At 63.9% G+C, this 13,017-nt stretch carries 12 protein-coding genes; 6 read left to right on the forward strand and 6 right to left on the reverse strand.

All coding sequences use genetic code 11. The features are described from left to right. Positions 1 to 25: 25 nt before the first annotated feature. The 3 genes from IVA75_RS36390 to IVA75_RS36400 all read right to left on the reverse strand — a co-directional run bounded on the left by IVA75_RS36390 (position 26) and on the right by IVA75_RS36400 (position 2,761). A complete protein-coding gene (locus tag IVA75_RS36390; RefSeq protein ID WP_027568951.1) occupies positions 26 to 1,303 on the reverse strand; it encodes an acyl-CoA dehydrogenase family protein in 1,278 nt (425 codons plus the stop codon). A 272-nt stretch (positions 1,304 to 1,575) separates the two neighbouring features. Continuing rightward, entirely contained in the window at positions 1,576 to 1,956 is a 381-nt protein-coding gene (locus IVA75_RS36395) for a VOC family protein (RefSeq protein WP_247288626.1), read from the reverse strand. Positions 1,957 to 1,981: 25 nt separating this feature from the next. Further along, a complete protein-coding gene (locus IVA75_RS36400; RefSeq protein ID WP_247288627.1) occupies positions 1,982 to 2,761 on the reverse strand; it encodes an SDR family oxidoreductase in 780 nt (259 codons plus the stop codon). Between the two features lie 165 nt (positions 2,762 to 2,926). On the opposite strand from IVA75_RS36400, the gene IVA75_RS36405 reads away from it, so the two are divergent. From IVA75_RS36405 to IVA75_RS36415, 3 genes are read left to right on the forward strand one after another with little or no spacing between them, the layout of a single operon-like run. Further along, positions 2,927 to 3,715, forward strand: a complete 789-nt coding sequence (locus tag IVA75_RS36405) for an enoyl-CoA hydratase/isomerase (RefSeq protein ID WP_027568954.1) — start codon at positions 2,927 to 2,929, stop codon at positions 3,713 to 3,715. After that, complete coding sequence (locus tag IVA75_RS36410; protein ID WP_027568955.1) at positions 3,712 to 4,698, forward strand: phosphotransferase family protein; 987 nt, start codon at positions 3,712 to 3,714, stop codon at positions 4,696 to 4,698. Before IVA75_RS36405 ends, IVA75_RS36410 begins: the two co-directional genes overlap by 4 nt. 2 nt (positions 4,699 to 4,700) lie before the next feature. Next, a complete protein-coding gene (locus IVA75_RS36415; RefSeq protein ID WP_247288628.1) occupies positions 4,701 to 5,078 on the forward strand; it encodes a DUF6285 domain-containing protein in 378 nt (125 codons plus the stop codon). Between the two features lie 161 nt (positions 5,079 to 5,239). On the opposite strand, the gene IVA75_RS36420 is transcribed toward IVA75_RS36415, so the two are convergent. Then, the gene (locus tag IVA75_RS36420; protein ID WP_247288629.1) at positions 5,240 to 6,019 is read right to left on the reverse strand and encodes an enoyl-CoA hydratase-related protein; all 780 of its coding nucleotides are present in this window, start codon (positions 6,017 to 6,019) and stop codon (positions 5,240 to 5,242) included. Between the two features lie 208 nt (positions 6,020 to 6,227). Here IVA75_RS36420 and IVA75_RS36425 point away from each other — a divergent pair, with 208 nt between their 5' ends. Further along, entirely contained in the window at positions 6,228 to 7,502 is a 1,275-nt protein-coding gene (locus IVA75_RS36425; RefSeq protein ID WP_247288630.1) for an acyl-CoA dehydrogenase family protein, read from the forward strand. A gap of 160 nt (positions 7,503 to 7,662) precedes the next feature. On the opposite strand, the gene IVA75_RS36430 is transcribed toward IVA75_RS36425, so the two are convergent. Then, entirely contained in the window at positions 7,663 to 9,243 is a 1,581-nt protein-coding gene (locus IVA75_RS36430; protein WP_247288632.1) for a fatty acid--CoA ligase, read from the reverse strand. Positions 9,244 to 9,463: 220 nt separating this feature from the next. Next, on the reverse strand, positions 9,464 to 10,336 hold the full coding sequence (locus IVA75_RS36435) for an SDR family oxidoreductase (protein WP_027568960.1): 873 nt from the start codon (positions 10,334 to 10,336) through the stop codon (positions 9,464 to 9,466). A gap of 115 nt (positions 10,337 to 10,451) precedes the next feature. Between IVA75_RS36435 and IVA75_RS36440 the strand changes: the two genes are divergently transcribed. Further along, positions 10,452 to 11,261 (forward strand): crotonase/enoyl-CoA hydratase family protein, encoded by an 810-nt coding sequence (locus tag IVA75_RS36440; protein WP_247288634.1) that lies wholly within the window; start codon positions 10,452 to 10,454, stop codon positions 11,259 to 11,261. Between the two features lie 129 nt (positions 11,262 to 11,390). After that, the gene (locus tag IVA75_RS36445) at positions 11,391 to 12,935 is read left to right on the forward strand and encodes an acyl-CoA synthetase (RefSeq protein WP_247288636.1); all 1,545 of its coding nucleotides are present in this window, start codon (positions 11,391 to 11,393) and stop codon (positions 12,933 to 12,935) included. Positions 12,936 to 13,017: the final 82 nt, after the last annotated feature.

Genomic DNA, 13,017 nt, shown 5'->3' on the forward strand with positions numbered 1-13,017 from the left:
CTTCCCGAGCGGGAAGAGGTAGCGCTCACGCCATGCTCAACTCGTGGCGTCCCACCACCATCCAGTGCACCTCGTCCGGACCATCCGCGAAGCGCAGATGGCGGACATCCTGGTACATTTCGGCGAGCGGGGTCCAGTGCGAGATGCCGGTGGCGCCGTGCATCTGGATCGACTGGTCGATGATCTTGCAAGCTCGCTCCGGCACCATGGCCTTGACCATGGAGACCCAGACGCGGGCCTCCTTGTTGCCGAGCACGTCCATGGCCTTGGCGGCCTTCAGCACCATCAGCCGCATCGCCTCGATCTCGCAGCGCGCCTGCGCGATGATCTGCATATTGCCGCCGAGATGGGCGATCTTCTTGCCAAAGGCTTCGCGGGTGAGGCCACGCTGCACCATCAAATCGAGCGCCTTCTCCGCCTTGCCGATGGTGCGCATGCAGTGATGGATGCGGCCCGGGCCCAGCCGAAGCTGCGAGATCTCGAAGCCGCGGCCTTCGCCGAGCAGAATGTTCTCCTTGGGCACGCGCACATTGTTGAAGCGCATATGCATATGGCCGCGCGGCGCGTGGTCCTGGCCGAACACGTACATGGGGCCGAGCACCTCGACGCCGGGCGTGTCACGCGGCACCAGGATCTGCGACTGCTGCTTGCTCGGCGCCGCATCCGGATTGGTCTTCACCATCACGATGAGGATCTTGCAGCGGGGATCGCCGACGCCGGAAATGTAATACTTCTCGCCGTTGATGACCCATTCGTCGCCGACGAGCTTTGCACTCGTCGAGATGTTCTTGGCATCGGAGGAGGCGACGTTCGGCTCGGTCATGACATAGGCCGAGCGGATCTCGCCGTTCATCAGCGGCTTCAGCCACTTCTCCTTCTGCTCCTTGGTGCCGACGCGCTCCAGCACCTCCATGTTGCCGGTATCAGGCGCCGAGCAGTTCATGCTCTCCGAGGCCAGCGGGCTCTTGCCGAGCTCGGAGGCGATATAGGCGTAGTCGAGATTCTTCAGGCCCTGGCCGGTCTCGTCGTCGGGCAGGAAGAAGTTCCAGAGGCCTTCCTGCTTGGCCTTGTTCTTGGCCTTCTCCAGCACCTCGAGCTGCTTCGGCGTGAAGCTCCAGCGGTCTTGCTTGCCTTCGCCGGCCTTGGCGAACTCGATCGACATCGGCTCGACGGTGTCGCGGATGAACTTCCTGACGTGATCATAGAGCGGCCGGACCTGGTCCGACATCCTGAGGTCATTGAGCTCGTCGCCGGGATTGAGGGTGTAGTTGGTGGTGCGGGGAATATAGGTGTGTTTTGTCATTGTTCCTACCGGGGGCGCTGAGATCGTGTTGGACGCGAGAATAGTCGCAGCGTCGCCAAAGTGCGAGCGCGCATTTTTCAACGCGAGCCATGCCATGCGATGGAATATCGCGGGCGTTTGAAATGTTGTTTGAACGGGGCTGCATTCTCGCTGTCATCGCCCGACTTGATCGTACGATCCAGTACTCCGTGACGTCGGTGATTCATGAAGAAGCCGCGGCGTACTGGATGCCCCGGTCAAGCCGGGGCATGACAGTGGTGCTTGCGGCTGGCTCAGTTCGCCATCCGATGCATCGCGCAGATTCTGTTGCCATCCAGGTCGCGCAAATACGCGATATAGAGATTGACGCCGGGGCCTTGGCGGATGCCGGGAGGATCTTCGCAGGGAATGCCGCCGGCAGCGATGCCGGCCGTATGCCATGCATTGACCTGCTCCGGCGAGTTGGCGGCAAAGCCGATGGTGCCGCCATTCGCAGACGTCGCCGCTTCGCCGTTGATCGGCTTTGTGACCGAGAACACGCCGGTCTTGGTGATGTAGAAGATGCGATGGCCGTCGACGCGCGCCGGCCGCACCTCGAGCGTGGACAGCAAATTGTCGTAAAAGCCCTTGGCCTTGTCGAGGTCGTTGGTGCCGATCATGACGTGTGAAAACATGTGCTCGTTCCCCTCATTATGAAAATCAAAACGCCGTATAACCGCCGTCGATCACGAACGTATCCGCCGTGTGGTACGACGACGCCTTGCTCATCAGATACACCGCGATGCCGCCGAAATCGCTGGCCTCGCCGAAGCGCCGCACCGGAATTCGCGGCATCACGTTGGCCACGAATTTTTCGTTAGCCATCAGGCCCGACGTCATGTCGCTCTTGATCCAGCCGGGCAGGATCGCATTCGCGGTGACGCTGTGGCGCGCCAGCTCGACGCCGAGCGCGCGGACCAGCGCGTTGATCGCGGCCTTGGTCGCCGCGTAGTGCTCGTTGCGGGCGGTGCCGAAGATCGAGGCGAGGCTCGAGGTCGCCACCAGCCGGCCGAAGGGATCGCCCGCCTCGGCGCGCTGGGTCATGTGTTTTGCGGCCGTCTGGAACGCGTGGAACACGCCGTCGAGATTGGTCGCAAACATTGTGCGCCATTCCTCTTCGGTGCGTTCGATGAAGGAGCGCCGGCCGCCGCCGCCGATGCCGGCATTGGCGAAGCAGCCGTCGACGCGGCCGAATGTGTCCAGCGTGGCCTTCATCGCGGCATTGACCGAGGCCGGGTCGGTGACGTCGCAGACCCGCGCGTCGACCTTGCCGGGCAAGCCCGCCAGGCTCGCGGCAGCGCTGCTGTTCTTGTCAGGATTGCGGCCCCAGATCGAGACGTTGCAGCCCTGGCCGGCGAGCGCCTGCGCGATGCCGAGTCCGATCCCGCCATTGCCGCCGGTGATCACGGCGACCCGTCCTGAAAGGTCGAAAAGGTTCATGGCGCGTTTCCTGTTTTTGCTTGGCGCGCATCAGCCGCTGCGCGCAAGATTGCTTGCTATGCTCCGATCACCATGGACAAGACCGCGCCAAAAATCAAATATGCGCCCCGGCAAAAGCAATTCCGGTCTGCGAAACTGGTGCAGGCCGCAACTCACGAGGAAACCATGCAGTTCAAACACGTCACGCTCGATCTCGATGGTTCGGTCGCGATCCTCAAGCTCGACCATCAGGAGGTGATGAACGCGGTCTCCGTCGACATGCTGGGCGGTCTCGCGGAAGCGCTCGACGCGATCGAGGAAAAGAAGGACGAGGTGCGCTGCGTCGTGCTCACCGGCGCGGGACGGGCGTTCTGCACCGGCGCCAATCTGCAGGGCCGCAATAACCAGTCGAAGAAGACCAAGGCCGGCCTGACGCTCGAGACCGGCTTTCATCCCTTCCTGCGCCGCATCCGCAATCTGCATTGCCCGATCGTGACCGCGGTCAACGGCCCGGCGGCCGGCGCCGGCATGAGCTTCGCGCTGCTCGGCGACATGATTTTATGCGCGCGCTCGTCCTATTTCCTGCAAGCCTTCCGCCGTATCGGCCTCGTGCCGGATTGCGGCTCGACCTGGCTCTTGCCGCGGCTTATCGGCAAGGCACGCTCGATCGAATTGTCGCTGATGGGCGAGCGGCTTCCCGCCGAGAAGGCGCTGGAATGGGGCCTCGTCAACCGCGTCTATGATGACGGCGTGCTGATGGAGGAGGCGATGAAGCTCGCGCGCGACCTCGCCAGCGGCCCGACGGTCGCGCTGTCGCTGATCCGCAAGCTCTATTGGGACAGCCCGGAAAATTCCTTCGAGGATCAGCTCAATCTCGAATTCCAATGCCAGCTCCGCGCCGGCGACACGGATGATTTCCGCGAAGGCGTCGGCGCGTTCCTGGAGAAGCGCCCGGCGCAGTTCAAGGGCAAATGATCGAGCCCGAGCTCTCCCGCAGCGTTGCGCGCTGGTGCAAGGGGGCGACCGGCGTGACGGGCGCGGCCAAGCTGTCCGGCGGCGCCAGCCAGGAGACCTGGCGCTTCGACATCGTGCATCCCGACGGGCCGATCGGTGCGATCTTGCGCCGCTCGCCGAAAGGCTATGGCGCGGCGCCGACGCGCGCGGCGGGTCTTGCCGCCGAAGCGCAACTGATGAAGCTCGCCTATGAGGCCGGCGTGCCGTCGCCGCGCGTGATGCATGTGTTGGTGCCGGACGACGATCTCGGCACCGGCTTCATCATGCAGCGGGTCGAGGGCGAAACCATCGCGCGCAAGATCCTGCGCGACGACGAGTTCGCCGCGGCGCGGCCGCGCCTCGCACGGCAGATCGGCGGCGTGCTCGCGAATCTGCACAGGCTACCGGGCGACAAATTGCCCAAGCTGCGCAGCCGGTCCGCGACCCAGGAGATCGGCGAGTTCGAACGCGATTATCGCAGCCTGGACTGGCCAAAGCCGGTGTTCGAATTGGCGCTGCGCTGGCTGCGCGACCAGGACCCGGGTCCCGCCGGCGAGACGACGCTGGTGCATGGCGATTTCCGCAACGGCAATCTCATCATCGGTGCCGACGGCGTGCGTGCGGTGCTGGACTGGGAGCTCGCCCATCTCGGAGATCCCATGGAGGATCTCGGCTGGGTCTGCGTCAATTCCTGGCGCTTTGGCGAGATCGACAAGCCGGTCGGCGGCTTTGGCTCGCGTGAGGAGCTGTTCGCCGGCTATGAGGCGGCTGGGCGGAAGGTCGATCCATCGCGTGTCAAATTCTGGGAAGTGATGGGCACGCTGCGCTGGGGCATCATGTGCGGCGGCATGATGCAGCGCTTTCGCGAAAGTCCGGACCATTCGATGGAACGCGCCATGATCGGCCGTCGCGCTTCCGAGACCGAGATCGATCTATTGCGGCTGCTCGCGCCGCGGGGGAGTTGACCATGCAGGACGAGCCGACCCCGATCGAGCTGACCAAGTCAGTCGCCGATTTCCTCCGCAACGACATCACGCCGCTGATCTCCGGCCACCAGGCCTTCAAGCTGCGCGTCGCCATCAACATCCTCGATCTCGTGACACGGCAGTTGACGCGGGAGGAGGGGAGCGATGCTGCGGAGGTGGCGCGGCTGCGCGGGTTGCTCGGCATGGACGGCTCGGTCACGGACCTGAACCGCGCGCTCGCCGAGCGCATCGCCAAAGGCGAGGTCGATCTGGCAACGCCGGGCCTCGCCGAGCATCTGTGGCAGACGACGATGGACAAACTTGCCGTCGACCAGCCGAGTTATGCATCGTACAAGCGCGAGTTGGGGCGAGACGGGTAAGCGGCGCCTAATTCTCCGCGGTCATCGCCCGCGAAGGCGGGCGATCCAGTATTCCAGAGACGGCAGTGATTGGGCTGAGAAGCCGCGGCGTACTGGATGCCCCGGTCAAGCCGGGCATGACACCGGTGGTGTTGAGTCGTGACGGGCGGAGAGAGACCGCCCTACTTCCCCACCCATTTCGGAGGTCGCTTCTCCGCAAACGCCTTCGGGCCCTCGATGTAGTCCTGCGAGGCCACCATCGCCTTCACCGCCGGATATTCCCGCTGCTCCTCGATCGCCTGCTGCAGCGACACGCCGAGGCCCTTCTGGATCGCCTGCTTCGAGGCGCGGATCGACATCGGCGAATTCTTGGTAATCATCTCGGCCCAGCGCAGCGCGGCCGTGAGCGCCTCGCCCTGCGGCACCACCTCGTTGACGAAGCCGAGCTCGTGGCCCTCCTTGGCGCTGACATGGCGCGCGGTGAGGATCATGCCCATGGCGCGCTTCAACCCGATCTGGCGCGGCAGCCGGTGCAGGCCTCCGGCAAGCGCGGCCAGCCCCACGCGCGGCTCGGGCAGAGCGAAGGTGGCGTTCTCCGAGGCAATGATGAGGTCGCAGGCCAACGCGATCTCGAAACCGCCGCCCATGGCGACGCCATTGACCGCGGCAATGATCGGCTTGTCGCAGTCGAAGCGCGCGGTGAGGCCGGCAAAGCCACCCTTGTCCCAGCCGCGCTTGCCGCCGGCCGCCTGCCACTTCAGATCGTTGCCGGCGCAGAACGCCTTGTCGCCGCTACCGGTGACGACCGCGATCCACTGCTCGGGATCGGCGGAGAAATCGTCAAATACCTTTTGCAGCTCGAAATGCGCGTCGGTGTGCAGCGCGTTGTAGACCTCGGGCCGCGACAGTGTGACGATCGTGATCGGCCCCTTGCGTTCCACCTTTGAGAACTTCAGCTCCATGGTCGCTCCGCATTTTCTCGTGAAGGAATATTGCGGCCATACTAGCGCGCAGGCGCGTTTCAACACCATCGAATTGCGCGGGCACGCCTTGCGCCTCTCACACGCCTCGCATTGCTTGACTTGGCGGCGCTCTTCTCACCTTAATCGTGCGAAGTAAAGCTGCGCCCAGCGCCTTAACACAAAACGAAAAGACACCCGGGAGAGAGCCGTGGATTTCTCATTGCCTGCCGATCTCGTCGCCTATCTCGCAGAGCTCGACCGTTTCATCGAACGCGAGATCAAGCCGCTGGAGGAAGCCGACGACAACATCCGCTTCTTCGATCATCGCCGCGAATGGGCGCGCACCGATTTCGAGAATGGCGGGCTGCCACGCCACGAATGGGAAGCGCTGCTGCGCAAGGCCAAGGATCTCGCGGACGCCGCCGGCCATCTGCGCTTTCCGGTGCCGAAGCAATATGGCGGCAAGGATGGCTCCAACCTCTGGATGGCCGTCATCCGCGAGCACTTTGCAGCCAAGGGGCTCGGTCTGCACAACGATCTCCAGAACGAGCACTCCATCGTTGGCAATTTCCCTGTCGCGACCATGCTGGATCGCTATGGGCGCGACGACCAGAAGGCGATGATCGATGGCTCCATCAAGGGCAAGTACCGCATCACCTTCGGCCTGACCGAGCCAAATCATGGCTCCGACGCCACCCACATGGAAACGCGCGCGGTGCCGGCGACCCGCGACAACGTCAAGGGCTGGATCATCAACGGCGAGAAGATGTGGACCACCGGCATGCACGTCGCCACCCACTGCGCGCTGTTCGCGCGGACCTCGGGCAATGACGGCGATGCGCGCGGCATCACCTGCTTCCTGGTTCCAGCCAAGAGCCATGGCGTGAAGATCGAAGAGTACATGTGGACCTTCAACATGCCGACCGATCATCCCCGCGTCAGCTTCACCGACGTGTTCGTACCGGAGGACGCGCTGTTCGGCGAGGTCGGCCGCGGCCTGTCGCTGGCACAGTGCTTCGTCCACCAGAACCGCATCCGGCAGGCGGCGAGTTCGCTCGGCGCGGCTGTTTATTGCATCAACGAGAGCGTGAAGTATGCGCGCGAGCGAAAACCGTTCGGCAAGGCGCTGGCCGAGAACCAGGCGATCCAGTTCCCGCTGGTCGAGCTTGCGACCCAGGCCGAGATGCTGCGCCTGTTGATCCGCAAGACCGCCTGGGAAATGGACAAGCTCACTGAGGAGCAGATCGAGCGCACGCTCTCCGACCGCGTCTCGATGTGCAACTACTGGGCAAACCGCCTCTGTTGCGAATCCGCCGACCGCGCCATGCAGGTCCACGGCGGCATGGGCTACTCACGCCACAAGCCGTTCGAGCACATCTACCGCCACCACCGCCGCTATCGCATCACCGAGGGCAGCGAGGAGATCCAGATCCGCAAAGTGGCGGGATTTTTGTTCGGTTATATGGGGCCCGGGAAGCACTGAGAGGACATCTCTCTCTCTCCAATGTCGTTCCGGCGAAGGCCGGGACCCATAACCCCAGGGAGGGGTTTGGGTGAGCTGGTAATTGTCAGCCTTCGCCAAACTGCGTTCGGTGGTTATGGGTCCCGGCCTTCGCCGGGACGACGATGTGGATAGAGCGGGCCTAATTCACCCTTCTATCCTTCCCCGCCCAGTACGGCTCCCTCAACTGCCGCCGCAAGATCTTGCCCGACGGATTTCGCGGCAATGCCGGCAGGAACTCCACGCTCTTGGGCGTCTTGAACCCGGCGATGCGCTCGCGGGTGAAGTTGATGATGTCCGTGGCGGTCGCTTGCTTGCCGGGCTTCATCACCACCACGGCCTTCACCGCCTCGCCCCATTTGTCGTCGGGTATGCCGATCACGGCAGCTTCCGCGACGTCGGGATGATCGCACAGCGCGCTCTCGACCTCGGCCGGGTAGATGTTCTCGCCGCCAGAGATGATCATGTCCTTGATGCGGTCGTGGATGTAGAGATAGCCGTCTTCGTCCATGTAGCCGGCATCACCCGTGCGCAGCCAGCCGTCGCCGCGTAGCGTCGCGGCGGTCGCTTCCGGCAGGTTCCAGTAGCCTGCCATGTTGGAGCCCGAGCGTGTCGCGATCTCGCCGACCTCGCGCGGCGGCAGCGGCTTGCCGTCCACATCAAGGATCGCGATCTCGACGCCCGGCAGCGCCTTGCCCGCCGAGCGCATCCGCTCCAGCCCCTCGAGATGATCCTCCGGCGGCAGCGCGACGATGGTGCCGGTGGTCTCGGTCATGCCGTACATCTGCACGAAGCCGCATCTGAAGATCTCGATGCATTCCTTTAGCAGCGCCGCCGGGATCGGCGAGGCGCCATAGAGCATGTATTTCAACCGCGAGAAATCGACCGTTTTGGCGCGGGGTTGACGCACCACGAACTGCATCGCCGCGGGCACCATGAACAGCTTTGTGATGCCCGACTGTTCGAAGAAATCCAGTACCTTGGTCGGATCGAACTCGCGCGCGATCACGCCGCGGGCGCCGTGATAGAGCCCCATCACGCCCCAGCCGGAACCGCCGATATGGAAGATCGGCATCGCGACCAGCGACACGTCGTGGGTCGACCACCGGTTCCACTCGGGCTTGTCCTCGGTATTGCCGGTTTGCACGAGGTTGAGGAAGTTCGCATGCGACAGCATCGCGCCCTTCGGCTTGCCCGTCGTGCCCGACGTATAGAGCTGGATCGCGATGTCCCGGGCGGCGATCGGCACCTTCGGGTCGTCGCCGCTCTGCGCGTCGCGCCAAGCGGCAAAATCCTGCCATTCCGGCGCGCCGCCTTCGGTGGTGATGACGCTGCGCACGTCCGGCAACTGGTCCCTGATCTGGCGGACCTGCGTGATGAACTCGGGCCCGACGAACAGCACCGGCGCCTTGCAGTCGCCAACGATGAAGGCGACCTCCGGGCCCGCGAGCCGCCAGTTCACCGGCGCCATCACCACGCCGGCCTTCATGGCGCCCATCAGCAGCTCGAAATAGATGTCGCTGTTCTTGCCGAGATAAGCGATGCGCTCGCCCTTGTTCACACCCATCGCGATCAGCGCATTGGCGACGCGATTCGTCTTGATGTCGAACTCGGCGAAGCTGGTGACACGACCTTCGAACTCGAAGGCGATGGCATTGCCGCGGCTCTTGGCGCGCTCGCGCACCATGTCGGCGAGGTCAGCCAATGGCTGTGTGGTGGACATGTCTCTCCCGTGACGTCTTGTTTTTATGGTGCGGAGTGTGGCGTCATCCGCGGGCGATGACAAGACGGGAGAGGGTCGTTCGCTCTCTCAACATTGTCGTCCCGGCGAAGGCCGGGACCCATAACCATCAAACGCAATTTGGCGAAGACTGGTCATGACCAATCTTCGCGAGACAAGATTTGGTGTGTATGGGTCCCGGCCTTCGCCGGGACGACAGCAATTACCCCCGCTTCGCACGATCCTTCTCGTTCTGCGCCATGATGCTCTCGCGCGCGGTTTTCCAGTCGTCGTCGCTCCAGTCGCGGAGCTGGTAGAAATTGCCGCCCATGGCGAGCGCCTGCGCGCCGTCCATGGCGATGGTCTCGCCGGAGATCCAGTCGCAGCCGCCGGAGATCAGGAACACGGCGACGTTCTGCAATTCCTCCATGGTGCCGACGCGGCCCATCGGGTTCATCGCCTTGGTGCGCGCGCCGGCTTCGTCGCCGGGTTTGATGCGCTTGCTCATGCCCTCGGTCGGGATCTCACCCGGCGCGATCGTGTTCAGCCGGATGCCGTAGCGGCCCCATTCGGTGGCGAGCGACATCGTCATCGCATGGATCGCCGACTTGCTCATCGCCGACGGCACCACGTAAGGCGAGCCGTTGCGCACCCAGGTCGTGGTGATCGAGACGACGTTGCCGGGCTGCTTCAACGCGATCCAGCGCTTGCCGACCGCATGCGTCACGTAGAACGTGCCGTGCATGACGATGTTGGCGACCGCGTCGAAGCCGCGCGGCGACAGCTCCTCGCTGCGCGAGATGAAATTCCCGGCGGCGTTGTTGATGAGGTCGGTGAGGGGGCCGTCGCGAAAGATGGTTTCGATCATCTCCTCGACCGCGAGCGCGTTGCGGATATCGACGCCGTGGCTCGTGACGCGGCCGCCATACTCGGCCATCAGCTCGGTCGCGGTCTCGTCGCAGACGATCTTGCGCCGGCCGCAGATGTGCACTTCGGCGCCGAGCTGGAGAAAGCGCGCCGCCATCGACTTGCCGAGCCCGGTGCCGCCGCCGGTCACGAGGATGCGCCGTCCCGCCAGAAGATTTTCCTTGAACATGGCTGTTTCCCCCGCAGTGATTGTCGGTTAATTGATCGATTGACTAAATCCGGCCGCCGTCGTCCTGTAAAGCGGCACCGAACAAGAACAGCCGGGAACCCGGGGAGAATCATCCATGGAAGAGCGCGTCTCGATCTCGATCTCGGAAGGCGTCGCCGACGTGCGCCTGGTGCGCGCGGACAAGATGAATGCGCTGGATCAGGCCATGTTCGAGGCCCTTGTCGCTGCAACCGATCGGCTTTCGAAGGAAAAAGGTGTGCGCGCCGTCGTGCTGTCCGGCGAGGGCCGCGCCTTCTGCGCCGGTCTCGACATGGGGCGTTTTGCCGCCATGAAAGAGAAGGGCGGCAACGGAATTCCGGGTGGCGAAAATCGCGACCTCACCAAGCGCACGCACGGCCAGGCGAATTTCGCGCAACAGGCGGTGTGGGGCTGGCGCCAGCTTCCGGTTCCGGTGATCGCGGCAATCCAGGGCGTCGCCTTCGGCGGCGGCTTCCAGCTCGCGCTCGGCGCCGACATGCGCTTCCTCACCCCGGATGCGCGGATGTCGGTGATGGAAATAAAATGGGGCTTGGTGCCCGACATGGCGGGCACGCCGATCCTGGCCTCGCTCGTGCGCGATGACATTCTGCGCGATCTCACCTACACCGGCCGCATCTTCTCCGCGCAGGAGGCGATGGCTTACGGTCTCGCCACGCGCATCTGCGACGACCCGCGCGCTGCCGCGCTCGACGTCGCGCGCGAGATCGCGGGAAAAAGCCCCGATGCGATCCGCGCCGCGAAACGCATGCTCAACAATCTCTCGGTCGATCCGGGCCCCGCGCTACTCGCCGAGTCCGTCGAGCAGCAGAAGTTGATCGGCAGCGCGAACCAGACCGAAGCGGTGCGTGCCAATCTGGAGAAGCGCGCGCCCAAGTTTGCGGATTAGCGCAGACCTCATCCCGAGGAGCCGCGAAGCGGCGTCTCGAGCGATGCGCCACGGGCTTTCATGGTTCGAGACGGCGCTTTGCGCCTCCTCACCATGAGGGGGCAACGTCAACAACAAAGAAAAACAACAATGAGCGAAACCTCAAATTTCCTCGGCATCGTCTCCGGCGGGCGCAGCCGCTCCCATGCCGAGGTCGCTGATCGTGCCGACCGCATCGCCGCCGGCCTCAGCCAGATCGGCGTCGGGCAGGGCGATTGCGTCTGCATGCTGATGCGTAACGATATCGCCTTCGTCGAAGCTGCCTATGCAGCGATGCGGCTGGGCGCCTATGGCGTGCCGATCAACTGGCACTTCAAGCCTGAGGAGATCAATTACATCCTGAACGACACCGGCACGTCCGTGCTGATCGGGCATGCCGACATGCTGCATGCTCTGCGCGACGCGATCCCGAAAGGCGTCACCGTGCTCAGCGTGCCGACGCCGCCGGAGATCCTGTCCAGCTACAAGATCGATCCCGATCATCTGAAGACGCCGGACTTCGCGATCGATTTCGAATCCTGGCTCGTAGAGCACCAGCCCTATGACGGCCCGATCGTGCCGCAGCCCATGAACATGATCTACACCTCGGGCACGACCGGCCACCCAAAGGGTGTACGGCGCAATGCGCCGACGCCGGAGCAGGCGGCTGCCGGCGAGCGCATGCGCGCGATGATCTATGGGCTGAAGCCCGGCGCCCGCACGATCCTGCCGGGTCCGCTCTATCACTCCGCGCCGAACTCGTTCGGCATTCGCGCCGGCAAGCTCGGCGGCGCACTGGTGCTGATGCCGCGGTTCGAGCCCGAGGAATTTCTCGGGCTGATCGAGCGCTACAAGATCGACACCGTCTTCATGGTGCCGACCATGTTCATCCGGCTGATGAAGCTGCAGGAGGAGGTGCGAAAGAAATACGACGTCTCCTCGCTCCGCCATATCATCCATGCCGCAGCACCCTGTCCGGCGGACGTCAAGCGCGCCATGATCGAATGGTGGGGGCCGGTGATCTACGAATTCTACGGCTCGACCGAATCCAGCGCCGTCACCTTCGCGACCTCCGAGGACGCGCTGAGGAAGCCCGGCACCGTCGGCAAAATATCGCCCGGCGCCGAGCTGCGCTTCATCGGCGATGACGGACGCGTGCTGGGCGTGGGCGAGATCGGCGAGATCTATTCGCGCATGGCCGGGATGGCCGATTTCACCTACCACAACAAGCCGGAGAAGCGCGCCGAGATCGATCGCGACGGCTTCATCACCTCGGGCGACGTCGGCTATATCGATGAAGAGGGCTACGTCTTCATCTGCGATCGCAAGCGCGACATGGTGATCTCGGGCGGCGTCAACATTTACCCGGCCGAGATCGAGTCGGTTCTGCACGCGGTGCCCGGCGTGCATGATTGCGCGGTGTTCGGCATCCCCGATGCCGAGTTCGGAGAAGCGCTGATGGCCGTGGTCGAGCCACAGCTGGGCATCGCGCTCAACGCCGGCGATATCCGCGCGCGGCTGAAGGCGTCGCTCGCCGACTACAAGGTGCCAAAACACATCGAGATCCGCACCGGGCTGCCGCGCGAAGATTCCGGCAAGATCTTCAAGCGCCGCCTGCGCGATCCCTATTGGGAGCAGGTGGGGCGGAAGATCTAGCGGTCGATCTACGCTTTGCGTGCGTCGATACCATCCTGGCAGGGACGGATTCTGAGCCTATATAGACGGAATCATCGTCTCG

The sequence above is a fragment of the Bradyrhizobium sp. 134 genome (genome assembly GCF_023074155.1).
Classification (GTDB): Bacteria; Pseudomonadota; Alphaproteobacteria; order Rhizobiales; family Xanthobacteraceae; genus Bradyrhizobium.